This is a genomic window from Vibrio sp. 378, from assembly GCF_033339435.1.
The window spans coordinates 84,042-102,905 of the sequence record NZ_JAWOUO010000013.1 but is presented as its reverse complement, the minus strand read 5'-3'; the positions used below and the strand labels follow the sequence as shown (position 1 = coordinate 102,905).

The window sequence follows — 18,864 nt, the reverse complement described above, 5'->3', positions numbered from 1 at the left end:
TTTCATGTAGAACCTCCTGCGTTCAAGATACGAGAAAATTCTACTTATGAGCACCTCAGTTTTTCGGGGGGATTACCCTGCCTTGTAATGTTCGAGGCTGATCTCCTTTTGATTACCTGTAACTTAGAAAGTAACATTGTTAATCTCGTTGATGACTCTCTAATTCCTGTAATAGAAACGATTATATCTTTGCGAAATATTCAGCGCGGTCTGAATGGCTATAAAAAACCACATCTTTCTGTTACAAAAGAAATATGGGAGAAAGCGTTCAATGGAAGCGCTTCTTTACTAGATTGCGTTGAAAAAGAGGGCGACTTGTATGTATTAAATGACAATGAAAATAATATTAACCGCTTAGTTAGTACATTTTTGTGGCAAAAGGTTCTAGCAAGTTCCAGTAGCCCTAAAGACGCGTTCGAGAAATGGCTGCGCATCATGCGCCTTACATGTGAGACTGCTTTCCCTGTTCTTCAATGTGCGATCTCAGATGTAGAGTTCAAGGCATACACGGACGAATTGCAAAAACATTTATTGGAGATACCTTCCCCTAAAGATTTAATGCGTTCTCTATTAAATAGATCATATTTTTCAGATACTGTTCGAAGCCACACTAAAATAATGGAGATCAATTCTAGCAGCTCTGAAAAATATGTAAGTCAGCCTAGGAGAGATGTTGTTACAAAAAGCTCTCTACCATCATCTAATGCTCATCAATACCAGATAAATAAAAATGAGTTTTCTCAGAAAAGAAATTATTCTGAGTCAAGACCTTATGGCGAGAGGATTGGTGGATTTTACAAGTGGTTGATTAATGATCTCTTGGAGGAAAGTATTGTCATTAATAATAATTCACTTATTTATCCTCGTTCGCTTATAGATCTTATTAGGTTTTCGTTGACACATCCTTTGCTTAAACACTTATTTATCAGTGAGCTGTTTCAATATTGCTTATCGCCTAAATGCTTCTGCTTTCTCCTATCTATAAAGGAGACATGTAACCTCGCAATATTTTTGCTTTCTGAATTTTATCATGAAATATCAATCAAGATTAAAAATATAGATATTACTGAGGCATTAGCTGTACTTATTTCAAAAAAATACGTAGAGATAAACGAAGTTAACAATGATTGCGATGATGGCTTTCTTCATATCATTCTTGTATTAACTGATAAGTTAAACCTATACCGAGCTGATTTTAAACACTCTTGTCACTACACGCTGTGTGATAATTTTTTAAAACATCAACACCCTAAAAAAATACTGTCAATGATTGATACTATTGAACGTGTGGATTTAAGTGCGCATTATTATGCTAATTCATCGGTGTTTAACTTGCGCAATGACAAGTATTTTTTGTTATGGTGGGCATATGATTTCATTGAAAAAAATGCACTTGATACTACACAGCAGTACATAACTAAATTAGTTTCTCTCATTACCAATGAGCTAGAGAAAGACCTAGCATTAAACCTTGAAGGAAAAAAAACAAATCTGAGTGCTTCACCCCTTATCAGACAGTTCCCTTGGTATAAGTTAGTTTTTGACGATAACATTGAACGGCTACTGTCGATTTCTAAAAGGCATAAAGCAGATTGGTCGGCTGCTTTGTTATTTGTAAATAAATATCCGTGTAACGCCAAAGGAGCTATAAGATGTTACCTCCAAATACTGATGGAGATTGCAAATCATGAATCTTGTCAGGGTTTAATGAAATTAAATAAAAGAATCATGTCGATTGCTGATCATCTAGGCTTTGCCTCTGAAGAAAGAGATGGGGTGTTTCAAACTTTTGTTCCAGATGATCATGATCTATGGTCTGACTTCTGTGTTTACATAAACAAAGTCGATCACTCAGACTTTGAAAACTTTCTTGACTCAAATGAAGTTACACTAACCAACTCACAGCTTTTCCAATTAATGGAGGCTTGTATTCATCCTGCAAAAAAAGAATTTCTAAAATTAAAAATTGCCACGCTCGCATTAGATAATATTGAAAAAAGCTCATTGAATGACTTAGAAATAACATTTCTATCCGCGTACCAATCTTCTGAGTTTGGCCTTGCTCTGACCGTTCTTAATAAAGTTGATAATCAACTGAATGAACTCCAATTTGAAGGGCCGTTCCATCGCCACTTAGTTGAAAAACTCCAATTGATAAAATGCTATCGGTATAAATTGAATGTTACATTGTTAGCTGTTAATCAAGATGAATACGATACTGATTTCCAGTCAAAAATTAACAATATCCCCATTCCATTTTCAGATGAAGAAAGAAAATATCGCATGGAATGTGAGTATTTTAGGCGCTATTATCTAGCATATTATCTTATCAACCATGATACCAATAAGAGCATCCGTATTTTAGACGGATTGATCAAAGAGACTAATAACCCAGAATATATTTTAATGTTGTTACATGCTCATCTTGCTAACCATCATGAAGTTTCAAATATAACGCCGATTCGGAATACCTTGTCAAAAGTAGAGCGCTCGGCAAAAACAAAGTGGTCTGTCATTTCGAAATACCCGTTGTCGTGGGTTGCAGGAATACTGAATGCTTATTTAACGATTGATGATGTTAGTAAAATGGTATCAGTATGGAGCTTATTAAGCTCCGCTCAGAAAATCATCCCTCAGTTACTTGAGCCTTATTGTGAATTACTACTTAGACATAATTTGGTGAAAGAGGCTGATATTGCATTTTCAGCTTACATGAGATTCTTAGGTAAAGAAGAAATATTGCCTGAAAAATTGGTGGAAATTGCTAAAGATATAATTAATGCTTTTGCTGGAGAGCATCCTGTTACAGAGTACATCGACCGCATTGCAGAGAATAATCAAAGAAGCCCTGAGCAACTAGCAAATAGCTTTAAGATTATTAATGGTAGTGATCTGGAAACATATGTAAAAATAGTAAGTGGTAGCACTGTTGAAGAGTATTTGGTTGAATCCGTCACTGCTGTTTCTAAAGAATTACTTAGTAGAAATAAGAATATTTACATACCTATCAGAGATAATACATCATCAACTGGATACTCTAATAAGCCGCTAAACGAAGATCGAATTAATCAATGGTTTTGTAGTCTTTTTAATATGAGGGAAAGAAACTCTCCACTTCATATTATGGACCAAACCCAAATTGGTAGTTCATCTTCAGGTAGAAGCTATGGAGAGCTTGATGGTGTTATAGTAGATAGCAGGCAAAATAAACGCATCGCGTTATTTGAAGCATTTCGTCTTCTTGTGTGGAGTACGACCCCTATCGATGAGCACATGGATAAATTGGCAGGGTACGATCAAGAGGTGTTTGATATTATATTTGTCATAGTATATGTATTCGATAAAGATTTTTCGACTATATTGAATAAATATAAGACTCATATAAAAAGTCGAGAGCACAGAGGTTTTACCAAAGAAAATGGTTATTCTCTTGAAACTGTAAATGGTGAAGATTCAGATACCTTTTGGATGGGGAAAGAAAAACGACAACGTGGTAATGCTAATGTTTCCATTTATCATTTTGTTATTAATTTTCACTGTGAAACACATGATTAACTATAAACCGGATTAATGAAATTAAATTTTTTCATACATTTTTGCTTGTAAGTATGATTACGTCGTTTTCTTTGTTAAATTCAGACTTAGTAGTAGCCCAGTGGCCTTATTGGCCACCAAGCAGACTAGAGGTAAATTCAGACTTAGTAGTAGCCCAGTGACCTTATCGGCTACTTAGGCTGTGTCCCTTAATTGGCTCTGGTGATTAAGGGACACAGCCTAGATCAGTTGGCGATACTTGTTTAGCTCTTTCACTGTTTGCGCCATGCCTTGCCGCAGTAAGGCTGCTAAATAGTCATCAACTGATATTGGAGGCTTCCTCAGATTGCTACGCTGCATACTTACTGCCGAGAGTACGAGCGCGCTATTTAAATCGAACAAATCCATAATAAAATCATCAGGATGTAACGCTTCTATACCGAAAGTATCAAGTGCCGGTGTCGGAAAATCTTTAAGATTAAGTGTCACTATGATTTCAGCGTTACTACGAACAGCTGCGGCGACGACGTGACGGTCATCAACGTCAGGTAAAACGATACTATCAATTAGCGGTTCAAAACCAGTAATCATCGCATCGGGAACTGCTTTATTCATCAGTGTAGCAGTGCGTTGAACCTGTTCTAAGGTTAAATCAGTTCTATCCGCTAAAAGATTTCGCCGCCATTCATCTTCAATAATGGCTGACCATTTCGGCTGATACAGACCGGTCAGCCCTAAACGGATCAATAAATCCCGTAGAAATGACGGGTAAAGTACGCAAGCGTCTAAAACTACGGGATAAGGTGTATGCTTCATTAGTAAAGTCCAAGGTCCTGGCTTAGATCTGCCAACTCCTGCATTGCGCTGTTGCTTTCCTTATCTCGCTTATCTTTGTACTGCATCAAATTGGCGAAAAGCACGCGGCGATGGCGACCTGTTTTATGAAAAGGCAGCTGGCCTTCTTCCAACAGTTTCACCATGTGAGGGCGTGAAACATTCAGAATATTGGCTGCTTCCTGCGTAGTTAATTCTGCATGTACAGGAACAACTTGAACCGCGTTACCGAGGGCCAATTCACCTAAAATTGCCTCAAGCAATTTCAGTGAAGATGTTGGCAACTCGATATGATGGGTTACGTTATCTGCGTCCTGAATTGCAATTTTTTGTGTTTCCACTTTTGTGGAGAGGTAGGCGGCAAGATCTCTTTGTCCGCGTACAGCTGCCTCAATCTCCCCTTTAGCTGGAAGGCTAAGGTTATCAAGAATTGAGTTGGTCATTTTTGCATTCCTGAGTGTGAGCGTTCTTGAGTTTGTGGTTTCAATGCGTTCTGAGTTTGTAGTTTCAATGCGTTCTGAGTTTGTGGTTTCAATGTTAGAGTGACTGCTGCTGCTATCAAATAGATTAGTCGAAACAATCGAAAAACGCAATAAACGAAACAAAAGAAATATACGAAATGTGCGTAAGTAACATCGACGTCAAGCCGACTCCTCTCAAGTATGTTCCTGCGAGACATCACATCGATTTGCCACGATACGCAACTGACGTGTTACAGAAGCAATAATGTTTATCATAAATTGCGCGCCTATCTCTACTTATTAAAATGTACGTTTGAAAAAGTAGAGTGAAAAATCTAAGATAGATGTGGTAGATAGTGCTGCATTTTTCACGTAGCGCCATCAGCATTTTGACTAAAAAACACCTAGCAAAACATGAGGTCGATACATTAATCGCCTATTGGCTGGAGAGATAGCCGTGTACCATTCCAACGACGATGAAGAGATCCAACTTTCACATGTGAAAGCCGTTGTTCTAGCAGAACAGACCTTGCTGCCTACATCGAGCTCATTTCAAAATATTCAGACTAATCCAGCTATTGCGTACTTAGTGAGCCTAGGGTCAAAACGTAGCAGGCAAACTATGAGCTCATTTCTCAACATCGTTGCTAAGATGATCGGTTTTCAGAATCTTCGTGATTGTGCTTGGAGCTCAATGAGAAGACATCACATATTGGCGGTATTGGAAATGCTAAGTAATGCAGGAAAGGCACCTGCAACGATCAACACCTACCTGTCAGCGCTCAAAGGTGTGGCTCTTGAGGCATGGACGATGAAGCAAATTGATACGGACAGTTTCCAGCACATTAAGCAAGTCCGTTCAGTTCGTGGCTCCAGACTCCCGAAGGGACGAGCACTTGAACGCCATGAGATTCGCAGCCTTTTTTTCACATGTGAAAGTGATTCAAGCGCTAAAGGGCTTAGGGATGCGGCCATTCTTGGTGTGCTCCTCGGGTGTGGCTTGCGCCGTTCGGAAATCGTTGCTCTGGACATGGAAAGCATGATCTATAAGGACCGCGCTCTCAAAGTCCTCGGTAAGGGCAATAAAGAGAGAATCGCTTATGTGCCTGGTGGCGCATGGAAAAGATTGGATAAATGGGTTGAAGAAGTTCGAGGAACCCATGAGGGGCCTCTGTTTCCGAGGATCAGACGGTTTGATGATGTGACGGTAGAACGGATGTCGGATCAGGCCATCTATCACATCCTGGAGACTAGAAGAGAGGAAGCTGGTTTGGAGAAGTTCGCGCCCCATGATTTACGGCGCACCTTTGCTTCATCAATGCTGGATAACGGAGAGGACATTGTAACGGTAAAGGATGCTATGGGGCACTCAAGCATTGCCACTACTCAGAAATATGACAGACGTGGAGATGAGCGTTTGAAAAGAGCGAGCCAGCGCCTTGATATAGTGGATTAATGTAGTTAAATCAGTAACAGGAACTCGCTACTTCAATATAAATACAGGGTATATTTGTGGTAACAGAACAGTTTTACGGCGAAAGTCTCAAGTTTTTTTCTGATGGACAACAAGACCCCGCTAAACGGACAGCAATTAATATTCAGCATACGTTAACTAGAAACGACTACCCAACGTTGAGTATTGAAATTGCCCCAATTAGAGAACCCAAAGCAAGTGCTGATTGGGTAAATAAGATTACGGTGCAACTTACTCGCAGCGAGCTAACAGCATTTTGTAGCGTTCTATTTGGATTACGTAGCGAAGCAAAGGGCGCTTTTCACGGTGATGCTAAAAATAAGAGCTTTGCTATATACAATAATGGTAAGTCTGGTGTGGCGATTATCCTTAGCGAGCGGGGAAGTCAGCTCCAGAACTTTATTCGTGATGACGACAGAATGGAGCTCGCTGTCTTTGCTGTTCGCCAACTTGCCACAGCATGGAAAGTTAGCCCATCCGATACAATAGCTCTTTTACGACAGCTCGCGTGGATGGATAAAAACCTTAGTTGAAGGTAAGCGAGTTAGATTTCATGTTTGAATCACCCTAAAAGGCACTGGCATATTTAATGGTGATTTCTGATTCGTGGCCCCGTCCCAAGAATCAGAAATCTGGAAAGAGACCACGTTAGAAGGCTATATCACGATATTTTTTTGCGAGATACTCGGCATTGCTTATCCACTGCCGAGTAATTTTATGTCTGTTTGGCAGGTCGAGAACGGATAGAGATTCCCTCCCATTAATTGAAGCACCGATTATATGCGATGATACGCTGTCATGAAACGCGACAAGAGCTTGAAAGAAACCATTTCCAGCTGGTAGGCATTGATATATTTTCAGTCGTAGAGGAGTATCTAGGAAGAGATGATCTCTATTGTCAAAAGATGACTTAACCAAATTATACTCATATACCAGTTCGTGAAACGGTTCAAAATCAGTGCTATTCATATAGCCACTACTGAAATCCCATTCCTCTAGCCAGTCTAAATGAGCCACAGGCAGTTTTTCTTCTAAAAGCTGCTTTAGAAGAGCAAACTGTTTCTCCATAGCGTTTGGGTCTTGATGAATTACTGGCGTAATTTTTACCTCGGGAAAATAACGCTGCCATGCAGATTGTGGCAAAAAATCAATATTCTCTAGTTGGCTCCAGTAATAGATATAAACTTTAAATGAAGTGCCATCTTTGCGCTTATGTATCAAATAGCCATCAGACATTTCATTCTGAATTGAAGTATGTGGATTCGCAGTCGTCAGTAGAAAATAGTATTTTATCGGGTGAGGATAATTATCAGTTTTTTCCAGCTCAGATTTCAAGTCTGCCAAGGTAAAAGGGCGTGAATAGCATTTACATTGAGCTACTGCTGGAAATTTTCCGATAGGACTACTTACAATATCAACTCCGCTCTGCGCCTGGCCTGATGAACCATAACGAACGAAACGCACGCGATCACCGTTACCTTTCTTTATGATATAAGTCATCCAGTAACAACAAAATTCTTCAAAGTCTATTGCAGAGCGAAAATTCAGATTCATCATAATAGTTCTCTAAAATAATCTCTAAAAGAGATTATCTCCCATTCCAGCCATGTACGCAATTTCCTATCATAATCATAGTGATAGTTTGCAGTTGTCCACAAAATCCCAACCTTACAAGATTTCTCTTTTCCTTGTGCATATTAAGTTAAAGAACGCAGGATATTTTCCGTTTTTCAAGCGGTCCCACTTGTAACCTCACACAAAGTTAGACCATCATGCAAATTAGCTCAAAACCACTCACCGAAACAACCTCACATCTATCATAGACCTCATCCTCCCTGCCAAAGCCGCTTTTCTTCTTTCTCTCTCTTTTTCTCTCTTTCTCTATCTAATTTCCCGCGAGCGACGCCATCCAGGACTCAATCAAATTCAACCAGAATCAAAATCAACCGACCCAACATTGTTTCCACAAAACATCCAAATCTAAACGCCACCTCCCGCCGACAAAGGAGGCGGTGTCTCCTCCCCCTCGTTGCATGATGGTCTAGGTTTGGCTATTATTTGTATAAATGATGCGTTGGTACAAACTTCACTAGGTGAGCCCATGTCTGATAATTACATATATCAACAGTATTCATCCTTATCACAGGGCCTAAATCACCTATCCTCCATCATTGCCCATATCCCTCCGCGCTACGCCCGAGTTGCGGTTATTCCCCCCACTCCAAAGGGACTTGAGAATAAGCCCGTCACAAAGATTGTCCTCACGGAACAAACCTCTCATGAGGCCATCGAGCTGGCAGTTCGCTGTTATCATGATTTACACATTAACTCGGACTATTCGCAAAAGTCCGCTCGACGTACTGTTGGCGTTCTCTGGTTTTCACCTACAAGAATTGGTATCGCTGATGAAATCATCGCAACCGTTGAACGTATTAACGCGGCTAAAGCCAACATTGAAAACTATATTGTCTCCACGTATTCAACCAGGCAGGAACGGTTTGAGGCACTACGAGCTGATTGTCCGGGGGTTATGACCCTACACCTATACAGGCAAATTCGCTGCTATAGTCATGGCGACATTGACTCTATTCGTTTTACATGGCAACAGAAGGACTCATTGAAGATCCCAGCCAAAGAGGCATTGCTACAACGAATTAGAGAGGAAATGGACCGCTCTGGACCCGATGTTAAAGGACCACTTGAGCAGCTTATCCAGAAAATCATTAGCACGCCGGAAACGCGCCTAAGAGAACGTAAGAAAGTTAAAATTCAGCCCGCAGCAAACATTATGGCAGCAGGAATGCTTAAAACCGTCACAGCGCCTATGCCATTGATCGTGATTCAGGACAAGGAGCTCGAAATTAAGATGCTACATAACTTCGACGCTTCGGAACAACGTAAAACTCGCTCAGACAAAGCTGCGTCTGAGGTGTTAGGCACTTTTAAAGGTATCACTATCGAAGCGTTTCAGGAATAAAGATTAACGCCTTCAATTCGCACTTATCTTTAACCAAAACAACACGGCAAGTAACATGACAGAAGAAATAATCAAAAAAATATTTGACCTCTTAGCATTATTAAAAATCATATAGAACATCCATCGAATAGGATGTTTCTGCGCCTCAAACAATTCACGCTGATCTCTCACCAAACTCATCCGTTCCAATTTCAGTGACCGCTCTGTTTTAAGCATTTGATACAGATACTCTTCAACTTTAATCACACAGATATTAGGTGGTGGAGAATCAAAGGACACTAAATCCCTAGCAAGCATAACACGAGAATATCCAGAAGCTCTCTCTGGTGAACTATACTCAAACTCTAATCCAAATTTTTCATAAAATCGGTTTCGCCGCTCTTTATTGTCCGGAGTCGCAAGCCCGTCAGTCAATGCTATTGGCTTTACATTAGACTCAGGCCACTGCTTGACCCATTTAACAATTTCATTCATAAAGAACGAGCCAATGCCATACCCCTCTAGTTTGTTCAAACCGACAAAAATATACCCATGCGTCATCTTTGTTGAACTCAAAGACACAAAATTTGAACTTCCATCATAACCACCGCAAAACATTAGCCCTTGCTCATCGCCCTTACACGTTAAATTCTGATAATGAATTTTTATCCAAGCCCGAGTAATAACACCATCTTGTTTTTCATAGAACTCTTCATGTTTCACTAGGATTGTAGCAATATGCGCATCAGCTCTTTTACTGCCGTCAATTTTTACATCTAATATGTAAGCATCCCCATTTTTTAAATGTGACTCAACCATCTAATCAGCCCGCTCTAAAGTACAACCATCAAGATTAAAATTAGCGAGTTGCTCAATAGTAAACACCCCCGCTTCATCACGATTTGACACATAGCCAAATCCACCGGGGGCCCAAAAACCTTTCGCACTTTTAATGTAATACTTCATTATTCATACCTACCCTAACTGATTGTGACTGACATATTCATTCAAAGAATCAAACACCAAACGTTACAGTGTAACGTTACGGGGGCAAAAAGCCCCCAAGCAAAGATGTCATTAGGCAAGAGGGTTAATCAAAAATGAATCTAACTCTTTTCCTGCTTCAACAGCTTTAGCTATCGGAGTCGGCATACGTCCCTGACCTGTCCACGTTTTCATATTTCCATTATCATCACGGTATTCATACTTCGGCGCGCGTGGGGTTCGAGTCCGTTTTTTTGCTGGCTGCTCTAAAGTTAATGACATTAGATCATCTAAAGAAACCCCATCGTCCTCTAGCATCTTTTTATATATTTTTAACTTCTCTAAACGCTCAGCATTAGCTGCTTTCTCAGCTTCAATTGACTCACGACGCTCATCTACAACACTGGTAAGTTTCGATAGCATATCCTCCAAAATGGAAACTTCCATATCACGAGCAAAGACTCGCAGAGAGCGAATATTAGTTAAGAACTTAATTAGATCTTTAGTTTCAATGTCCATGTACAATGACTCCATCAATATTGAAATTTAACGAAATATCACACCATGTGAATAATTATATAGTTAACCGATGCCATCGTAAATTAATGAATGCAAATCAAATTTCATCCTAATGCAGAACACCTACCGCTACAAAACAAATCAAAACCAATCAAAACAAAAACATATTTTCATTCTGACTCGTGGCAAAAAAAAACACTTATTTGCCTAAAAATGGCAATTACAGATGGTTGGTTAAGAACAAAAATACGAGAAAGTATAAAACCAACTAAATTCTGGGCCTGAGTTAGCCGGAGGCAAGTATCTGCTTGTCAACTCACTAACATCGATAACGAGCTTAGTGTAGGAGTTCGCATGAAACAATTACCCAATGACACACCAGAACAATCACTGATTACTCAGTACAAAGGAGCTCGCCTCGTCGTTAAGGCCTACGCTGGCACGGGTAAAACAACCACTCTAGTGAAATACGCTCACAACAACCTCAATTCTCGCATCCTCTATCTGGCATACAATCGAGCCATCCGTGACGAGGCAAGAGAAAAGTTTCCAGCAAACGTAGACTGCAAAACGTCCCACCAGCTTGCCTATGCAACCATAGGAAGGGGCTACCATCACAAACTCACCGGCAACCTACGGCTCACCGATATTGCCCAAGCGGTGAACACCAAAAACTGGACGTTTGCCAAGGACATTCTCGATACGCTCAACGCCTTCATGTGCAGTGCAGACATGCGGATTCTTTATACGCATTTTGCACGCGCCGATACAGGTAAAGTGCTTACGTCAAAACAGGAGAGATACCAAATTCAGGTGATCGAAGGTGCTGAACTGATATGGAAGCGGATGACCAACATTCAAGACCCATTCCCTACCGTACACGACTGCTACCTCAAACAATATCAGCTCGGTATGCCGAATCTATCTCTGCGTTACACCACTATTCTTTTTGATGAAGCCCAAGATGCTAACCCCGTCACAAGCAGCATCGTCCTACAACAAAACTGCAAGGTAATCCTAGTTGGAGATCGCCACCAGCAGATCTATAGGTTCAGAGGTGCAAACAACGCTCTTAATAGCAAAGAACTCATAAACGCAGACCAACTCTATCTCACTCATAGCTTCCGCTTTGGCCCCAACGTTTCGCTAGTGGCAAACGCCCTTCTTGAACTCAAAGGAGAAACGCGACCTGTTGTTGGTCGAGGACCCGCAGATCAGGTAGTCATGTTTTTACCAGAAGATGTGAGCCATCGAGCAATTCTTCACCGAACAGTAATGGGGGTTATCGAAACTGCGCTATCTGCGACAGCATCCGGAAAACAGGTGTTCTGGGTTGGTGGAATCGACGCTTATCAGATCAATGAGCTCCAGGATTTGTATTGGTTCTCGATGTCTGAGCCAGACCGCGTGAAAAATAAGAAACTGCTTGATGAATATGACGACTATTTTGAGTATCAAGAAGTAGCGAAGGCAACCAAAGACCCTGAGATGATGAGGGCTGTCAAGATCATCAGTAGCTACGATGAAATTCCTGAGCGACTCACTACTCTACGACGCAATACAGTCAAAGAAGAGTTTGGGGCCGACATTACGGTTTCAACTGCTCATCGTTGCAAGGGGCTGGAATGGGACTTTGTTCAGCTCTATGACGATTTCCCTGATGTACTGGACCCAGAACTCGATCCAATGGCCCGTGACGATGAAATAAACCTGCTCTACGTCGCATCAACCAGAGCGATGCGAATCCTCGCGTTAAACAGCGCTGTAGAGATGGTCATCCGCTACATCACCCAAAAACGCATGATCGAGAAGCAGATGAAGATAGCGGCAGTGGCGACAGAAATTGAAGAAGGTACGCCCAAATAGTTTGGTCAATTCTTTCACATGTGAAAGTTAACTAATAAAACGCTCTAAGCGCCCTAAATGGGCGCTTACACCTGCCTTATTTCACGCATCCCACCTCTACCATATCGAGTATGGGAAAATACGTGCGTGAGACTATGAAAAGATCACCTTTGAATTTACTGCTCCTTGCAGCGCTCACGCTGGGGGCATCACATCAGGCTTGGGCTCAAGATGGCACAAGCTCTGGTTTTTATGAGCGGAAAGAAGAAGGCTGGTTCTGGTACAAGGAAGAGCCCAAAGAACCGGAAAAGAAGCCTGAAAAGCCCAAACCTAAGCCAGTAGCAGAAGCAAAACCAGCACAACCGTTGCCTGCTGCTCCGCTACCGAATGGTCCTGAAATGTTCTCTGCGGAATGGTTCAGAGAAAACTTACCCAAGTACAAAGACCTTGCGTGGAACAATCCTACCGTTGAAAACGTCAGGACATTTCTCTACTTGCAGAGATTTGCGATAGATCGCTCTGAACAGTTTTCCGATGCTACAGAACTGGCGGTCGTTGGAGATCCGTTCTTGGATGAAATTACTCGAAGACCTGCGGCCACGTTTGCCTCACAACAGGTGGATCGTGATGCTGGTAACGCCAAAAACAAGCTGCTCAAAAGCGTTGCCGAACGCGTAGGAATATTCTTTTTTTACAAGTCAGATGATGAGTACAGTGAATTACAAGCACCGCTCATCAAGATGTTGGAACAAGGAGAAGGCTTCTCGATCATTCCTGTTTCTATGGACGGCAAACCTCTCCCCAGCGGGCTATTCCCCCATTACAAGACCGATGAAGGCCATGCCAAACAACTTGGCATCGTGACTTTCCCTGCCGTTTACCTCGCATCTCCAGATGGTCAGTTCGCACCTATAGGACAAGGGCCAATGTCTCTTCCAGAGCTTAATCACCGGATTTTGGTCGCAGCAAAACGCAATGCCTGGGTCACAGACGAAGAGTTCAACCGTACACGTCCGGTACTCAACCTAGAGAACAACATTGCCGAACGCCTAGCCTCACCAGAGCTGGGCTCAGATCTCAAACAATTATCTCAAGCAAGCGGTGATAAAGACAACTTTGTACCACCGGAACAACTCATGAAGTACATCCAAGACAAATTACAGGAGAACTAAGATGGTCACACACAAAACAGTGAAAAGGAGCCTGCTTGCCCTGAGTGTGGCGGCCAGTCTCTTCATAGCTCCGACAGGGGTAATAGCCGCTAATGGCCTCCAATCTCAGATGGACAAACTCTTCAATGAAATGAGCAACACAACTCCACCAGGCGTTTATGAAAGCCAACGGCGTGGCGTTTTAGCTGGTGGCCGATTCACGGCTAAGACTCGAATTTTCGACGAGAACCTAGTTAGCGTAGCCCCTCCTTCGTGGAAAGCCGGTTGCGGTGGAGTGGATCTCTTTGGCGGGTCGCTCTCCTTCATTAACGCGGACCAAATTGTCCAGCTCCTCCGGGCTGTTGCAGCCAACGCCAAGGGGTATGCCTTCCAGCTTGCACTCGACAACGTTTTTCCGGACGGCGCAAAGTGGATAGAGAACTTTCAGAAGAAAGTACAAGCACTCAACCAACATCTGGGCAACTCCTGCCAGCTCGCTCAAGGTTTAGTGAACGACCTAACCAGTGGTATGGATCTCAAACACAAAACTGATGCCTCCATCACCGCGACAACTTCCGGCTTGTATGAAGACTTCTTCGGTTCCAAACAGGAAACCAGCGGCAAGACTCCCCTAGAAGAGCTGAAAGCTAACAAGCCAGACGAATACAACAAGATGATTGGCAATATCGTCTGGAAGCAACTCAAGAGCAATAACGCTAACACATGGTTCCAGTACGGGGATAACACGCTGCTTGAAGCCATCATGTCTTTAACCGGTACAGTCATCATTGGTGATCTGGTAAACGACCCTAACTCAAGCGGCTCGGGTGCGAAAACAACCCCTCTGACAACCTTACCAGGCAACAAGATCACCTTGTCAGACCTGATTTCAGGCGGTTCTATCGAGATCTATTCCTGTGATTCTGATACGACTAACTGCCTGAGCGCTGGCACCAGAAATAAAAATGTCGTGCTCAAAGGTATCAAGAACCAAATCACCGACATGCTACTGGGAACGAGCTCTACGCCGGGTGTCATATACAAATACGCAACGAACTCTGGAACCTTAACCGACCCAGAAAAGGCCTTTGTTTCTAACCTACCTGGTGGGATTGGCACTATCGTTCGTAACTTGTCTGTCCTTTCACAAGACGGCGCTAACCTGTTTGCAACAGAGTCATCAGGAGCAATAGCCCTGACGATGATGTATAGCTTCTCGGAAGAGTTCTTCCGCGCAGCTCGCATTGCTATGGCTAATAGCAAGTCACCTTACAAAAAAGAGGCGCTGGAGCTTCTCGCTCAATCGCAACAGCAAATCCGTGAAGAATACACAATCCTCTCCTCTCAATACGGCGATCTATCAAGCCAGATTGAGAAATACAACAACCTGCTGGACAACATCCGCAAGCAAAAATACATGCTGGCAACTTTGTCCAATCCTCCTAGCACGAACTAAGGGGCCATTGGAATGGGAGTTTTTTCAATCCACTCTATCGGTGACTCTGCTTTTCTGGAACAAATCCTGATAGCTGTATCAATGATCACCGGCACCGGAGACTTCGAGAAGATGGTCAGTATTGGCCTGCTTCTTGGGGTCTTGATGATCTGTATTCAGTGCGTATTTCAAGGCGCAAAGCAAATCAACCTCCAGCAAGTGCTGGTGGGCTGGATTCTATATGCCTGTTTCTTCGGCCCTACCACAACGGTGACTATAGAGGACGCTTACACAGGGCAAGTCCGAGTCGTCGCCAATGTGCCTATTGGGTTAGGCTTTGCTGGAGGAGTCATATCCAATGTGGGATACACCATCACCTATTTGTTTGAAACCGGATATGGCGTAATCGTCCCTAATGTCACGGAAAGCCACTTCTCCGAAACATTGAAACTTTTGAATGACGTTAGACGGCGAGCCTATGATACCGGGGTTTTCACTGCGCTTAATGCAGCAAATGGTGGAGGCTATGTTGACGTGAGACGTTCCTGGAACAATTACATCCGGGAATGCACATTGACCAAAGTTGATCTCAATCTAATGTCCCTTGATGAGTTGATGAATCGCTCAACCGACTCAGCTTTGCGGTTCAACTCTCAGCTCTACGGAACTCGGTTGTATTTGTCCACGTCAAATCCTGACGGTACTGACTATACATGTACTGATGGATGGGTTGCTATTAGTTCTGCGACTGCCAACCTAAGCAGCCCGGTTGTTGTTGATGCTCTTAACAGCCTACTGGGTATTGACACATCCACAGGAGATAACGCTCTAACGAAGCTGACTGATGCGCTTCAAGCTATGGGAGCTACAACCACCTCATCAATCGACTACATGAAAGCCGCAGTTCTGGAGCCCCTTTATTATGAAGCTGCCGCAGGACGTTATCAGGACCTCCAGGACTATGGCTCTGCATTGATGATAAACCAAGCCATTCAGCAACGTAACACACAGTGGGCCGCAGAACAGTCAATGTTCATGACTGTCGTCCGACCAATGCTGACGTTCTTTGAGGGCTTCATTTACGCTATCACCCCGATTATTGCTTTTATTATTGTTATGGGCAGCTTCGGCCTCCAGTTAGCAGGTAAATATGTACAAACCATCCTCTGGATTCAGCTATGGATGCCAGTCCTCTCAATCATCAACCTGTTTATTCATACAGCTGCGTCAAATGAGATGTCTAGCCTCAGTGCTGGTGGTCTCAACTCCATGTACGCACTTTCCTCAACTGGAGATGTGCTACAACACTGGATTGCAACCGGCGGCATGTTGGCTGCGGCCACTCCTGTAATCTCCCTGTTTATCGTCACAGGCAGCACTTATGCCTTCACCAGCTTAGCATCGAGAATAAGTGGAGCTGACCACGTTGACGAAAAGACGCAAACGCCAGATCTACTCAAACAAGGTCCGATTATGCAAAGCCAGCCAGCGTATAGTCACAACCAATTCAGTGGCTCGATTGCAAACGGTGCAGAAAGCATGATCGGCACCTTCTCGCTTGGCTCCACTTTGGCATCAGGCGTAAGCTCCGCGCAAGCATTACAAAGTCAGAAATCGGAGGCGTTCCAAAGCACTCTCGGTCGAGGTTTTTCTGATGGAGTAAGTCAGGATCAAGCCTATTCAAGACTATCCAATGTTGGGCGTAACGTTTCGTCGCAAAGCACAGCTCAGAGCCAATTGGTCAATCAACAAGCCAAGAGCTTCATGGATAAGTTCCAAGTAGATGATAGCCATTCAGATGCTGTCAAAGGTGCTTTTGCCATGCAAGCTATGGGGACTCTTGATGCTGACCAAGCTGCATCCATGCTTATGCCTATGGTTGGTAAGGCCAGAGCTGCAATGAAGGCCGCGGCTGGTGTTAAATCAAACAGTACAGACCTCGTTCCTGCTGGTGGTGATAGCGGTAGTGATGTGTTGGACATCAAAGCGCAAGCGAAGGGAGCAACAGAGTCCTCAGCTCAAGACTCTTCAAGTTGGTCAGCGAGTGATGTGTCCCAGTTCATGAAAGGGGTGGGCTATTCACAAACAGACAGCCAGGCGCTGACGAATCAATTGGCACAGGGTTTCAGCCGTTCTGGTAGTGAGTCATTTAAGCAAACTTGGGGAGACAGCTTATCCCAGAACCTATCCAAGTCAGCTTCTGAGCTGGTGTCTGCATCTGACACCTTCACAACAATGAGTCAACTTCAGAATCAAATGGGCTCCATGACTAACACCGACTTTAAAACTCTCGGAGGTGCAGTGGCACAAACCCCAGCAGCTATGAACCAACTGAATGACTATTTCCGAAATGCCGCGCCGCAGTCAGTTAAAGACGAGTCAGCGTCACTACAGCAAAGATACCAAGCCTACGGGATGTCACCTCAGGTAGCCCAAGCAGCAGCGCGAATGACAGCAATGACTAACTCCAAAAATTACGAACCCGGTAAGGAGCTTGGTGGGTATCAAGCCGCACTACAGGCGATCAATACCGCGTCTGGACGCAATGGAGCCTTTAGTGGTGACGCCTACGGAAATAGGGGGATTGAAGGCCCGAATGTTCAAGGGCTACCAGGTCAAGTTCAAGGCGCTGTAGGCCGTGGACCTAACGTCCCAACCGGATTCCGAGAAAATGTGGCTGGGATGGCAGGCACTAACCCAGCATCAGAGGCAGGTCAGTTACCAACGAATAGCCCCCTTGTTCAAAACGAACATGCAGCCGGTACGTCAGCTCTTCAAAACCAGGCACAGCAAACAGAACGAAATGTATCTGCACCTGAAATGAAAAAATCCCAAGATAACCTGATCAACTCGCTTCCCAAAATGTCTTGGAGCGCTTCGACATGGGGGGCATGGGATAATTCCAGCGACTGGATGGGCCGCAGAGCTGAACAAGCAGGTGGAGCACTCATTGCTGGTGGTCAAGCTGGTGCTGATGCGTTCTCAAAAGCAATGAATCAAATGAGAACAATGACACCAGAGCAACGCGACCAATTCATCGCAGCAACTCAACGTGGCGACCAAGCAGTCAAAGAAGAGTTTGGCTGGGCCGGAGATGCTATGGTTGGAATGGCTAAACTTGGCCGCAACGTCATGGGAGCTGCGGCAAGCGGATATAACGCAGCAAAAGAATGGTTAACTGGTAAATCGGACCTATCGGAGGCCGCTAAGGGGATGAGCATTGAGGAACGTGGAGCGTTCTATGCAGCAGCTCTATCCTCTGCCTCAGAAGCCGGTGGTGGAGCAGCACAACAGTTTATGAGCCAGTACGGCGATGAGTTCAAAGAGACTATGCAATCAATTGCTCAAAATCGCTATGGACTGACTCAAGCGCAATCTGCTGTTTATGCTGAATCTTTTGACACAAACGAAGGTCGCATGAGCCAGGCAGTTCAGAATCTAAAAATGGAATATGCCGAACGTAATCCGGACGGTTCAGTGATGATGCAAGGTGGTCAGCCTGTTCTTTCTCAGCAAAACGAAGAGTTCACAGACAAGCTGGTAAACGTATTGCAAAACTCAACGGGAGCTGGGGATCGTTCTGGAAGCTATTTGACTGCCGTCAGAGGATACAACATAGCAAATCAACAGTTCTAAAAGCCCAACCAAATAATAAGGGAGCCACAGGCTCC

General features: G+C 43.5%; 14 protein-coding genes. 8 read left to right on the top strand and 6 right to left on the bottom strand.

Annotation, left to right across the window (positions count from 1 at the left end; translation table 11 throughout):
* Positions 1-87 precede the first annotated feature (87 nt).
* Positions 88-3,555: a hypothetical protein gene (locus tag R7Q48_RS19860; RefSeq protein WP_318132416.1), complete on the top strand. Its 3,468-nt coding sequence runs from the start codon at positions 88-90 to the stop codon at positions 3,553-3,555.
* A gap of 219 nt (positions 3,556-3,774) precedes the next feature.
* Here R7Q48_RS19860 and R7Q48_RS19855 read toward each other — a convergent pair whose 3' ends face one another.
* Positions 3,775-4,350, bottom strand: a complete 576-nt coding sequence (locus R7Q48_RS19855; protein WP_193325762.1) for a putative toxin-antitoxin system toxin component, PIN family — start codon at positions 4,348-4,350, stop codon at positions 3,775-3,777.
* Positions 4,350-4,811 carry a helix-turn-helix domain-containing protein gene (locus tag R7Q48_RS19850; RefSeq protein ID WP_152112795.1) on the bottom strand — a complete coding sequence of 154 codons (462 nt, stop codon included), beginning with the start codon at positions 4,809-4,811 and terminating at the stop codon, positions 4,350-4,352. Before R7Q48_RS19850 ends, R7Q48_RS19855 begins: the two co-directional genes overlap by 1 nt.
* A gap of 475 nt (positions 4,812-5,286) precedes the next feature.
* On the opposite strand from R7Q48_RS19850, the gene R7Q48_RS19845 reads away from it, so the two are divergent.
* Entirely contained in the window at positions 5,287-6,285 is a 999-nt protein-coding gene (locus R7Q48_RS19845; protein ID WP_255785245.1) for a tyrosine-type recombinase/integrase, read from the top strand.
* Between the two features lie 56 nt (positions 6,286-6,341).
* Positions 6,342-6,836, top strand: coding sequence for a hypothetical protein (locus tag R7Q48_RS19840; RefSeq protein WP_255785246.1), 495 nt, complete (start codon positions 6,342-6,344; stop codon positions 6,834-6,836).
* Positions 6,837-6,951: 115 nt separating this feature from the next.
* Here R7Q48_RS19840 and R7Q48_RS19835 read toward each other — a convergent pair whose 3' ends face one another.
* Positions 6,952-7,860: a hypothetical protein gene (locus R7Q48_RS19835; RefSeq protein WP_255785247.1), complete on the bottom strand. Its 909-nt coding sequence runs from the start codon at positions 7,858-7,860 to the stop codon at positions 6,952-6,954.
* Between the two features lie 544 nt (positions 7,861-8,404).
* Between R7Q48_RS19835 and R7Q48_RS19830 the strand changes: the two genes are divergently transcribed.
* Entirely contained in the window at positions 8,405-9,280 is an 876-nt protein-coding gene (locus R7Q48_RS19830) for a DNA replication terminus site-binding protein (protein WP_193325758.1), read from the top strand.
* Positions 9,281-9,292: 12 nt separating this feature from the next.
* Here the strand turns inward: R7Q48_RS19830 and R7Q48_RS19825 are convergent, their stop codons facing one another.
* From R7Q48_RS19825 to R7Q48_RS19815, 3 genes are all read right to left on the bottom strand, one after another.
* On the bottom strand, positions 9,293-10,078 hold the full coding sequence (locus R7Q48_RS19825; protein ID WP_255785248.1) for a hypothetical protein: 786 nt from the start codon (positions 10,076-10,078) through the stop codon (positions 9,293-9,295).
* Complete coding sequence (locus R7Q48_RS19820; protein ID WP_198089511.1) at positions 10,079-10,225, bottom strand: hypothetical protein; 147 nt, start codon at positions 10,223-10,225, stop codon at positions 10,079-10,081.
* A 111-nt stretch (positions 10,226-10,336) separates the two neighbouring features.
* Complete coding sequence (locus R7Q48_RS19815; RefSeq protein ID WP_193325756.1) at positions 10,337-10,762, bottom strand: H-NS family nucleoid-associated regulatory protein; 426 nt, start codon at positions 10,760-10,762, stop codon at positions 10,337-10,339.
* A 354-nt stretch (positions 10,763-11,116) separates the two neighbouring features.
* On the opposite strand from R7Q48_RS19815, the gene R7Q48_RS19810 reads away from it, so the two are divergent.
* From R7Q48_RS19810 to R7Q48_RS19795, 4 genes are all read left to right on the top strand, one after another.
* Positions 11,117-12,628 (top strand): UvrD-helicase domain-containing protein, encoded by a 1,512-nt coding sequence (locus R7Q48_RS19810; protein WP_193325755.1) that lies wholly within the window; start codon positions 11,117-11,119, stop codon positions 12,626-12,628.
* Between the two features lie 149 nt (positions 12,629-12,777).
* A complete protein-coding gene (gene traF / locus R7Q48_RS19805; protein WP_411979279.1) occupies positions 12,778-13,779 on the top strand; it encodes a conjugal transfer protein TraF in 1,002 nt (333 codons plus the stop codon).
* A gap of 1 nt (position 13,780) precedes the next feature.
* Positions 13,781-15,214: a conjugal transfer protein TraH gene (locus tag R7Q48_RS19800; protein ID WP_160188469.1), complete on the top strand. Its 1,434-nt coding sequence runs from the start codon at positions 13,781-13,783 to the stop codon at positions 15,212-15,214.
* A gap of 12 nt (positions 15,215-15,226) precedes the next feature.
* On the top strand, positions 15,227-18,829 hold the full coding sequence (locus R7Q48_RS19795) for a conjugal transfer protein TraG N-terminal domain-containing protein (protein ID WP_193325753.1): 3,603 nt from the start codon (positions 15,227-15,229) through the stop codon (positions 18,827-18,829).
* Positions 18,830-18,864: the final 35 nt, after the last annotated feature.

Bases quoted from the DNA above. Each gene is read 5' to 3' on its own strand.
- R7Q48_RS19835 (WP_255785247.1), bottom strand. From the start codon at position 7,860: ATGATGAATCTGAATTTTCGCTCTGCAATAGACTTTGAAGAATTTTGT.
- R7Q48_RS19810 (WP_193325755.1), top strand. From the start codon at position 11,117: ATGAAACAATTACCCAATGACACACCAGAACAATCACTGATTACTCAG.
- R7Q48_RS19830 (WP_193325758.1), top strand. From the start codon at position 8,405: ATGTCTGATAATTACATATATCAACAGTATTCATCCTTATCACAGGGC.
- R7Q48_RS19850 (WP_152112795.1), bottom strand. From the start codon at position 4,811: ATGACCAACTCAATTCTTGATAACCTTAGCCTTCCAGCTAAAGGGGAG.
- R7Q48_RS19855 (WP_193325762.1), bottom strand. From the start codon at position 4,350: ATGAAGCATACACCTTATCCCGTAGTTTTAGACGCTTGCGTACTTTAC.
- R7Q48_RS19825 (WP_255785248.1), bottom strand. From the start codon at position 10,078: ATGGTTGAGTCACATTTAAAAAATGGGGATGCTTACATATTAGATGTA.
- R7Q48_RS19860 (WP_318132416.1), top strand. From the start codon at position 88: ATGTTCGAGGCTGATCTCCTTTTGATTACCTGTAACTTAGAAAGTAAC.
- R7Q48_RS19795 (WP_193325753.1), top strand. From the start codon at position 15,227: ATGGGAGTTTTTTCAATCCACTCTATCGGTGACTCTGCTTTTCTGGAA.
- R7Q48_RS19820 (WP_198089511.1), bottom strand. From the start codon at position 10,225: ATGAAGTATTACATTAAAAGTGCGAAAGGTTTTTGGGCCCCCGGTGGA.
- R7Q48_RS19800 (WP_160188469.1), top strand. From the start codon at position 13,781: ATGGTCACACACAAAACAGTGAAAAGGAGCCTGCTTGCCCTGAGTGTG.
- R7Q48_RS19815 (WP_193325756.1), bottom strand. From the start codon at position 10,762: ATGGACATTGAAACTAAAGATCTAATTAAGTTCTTAACTAATATTCGC.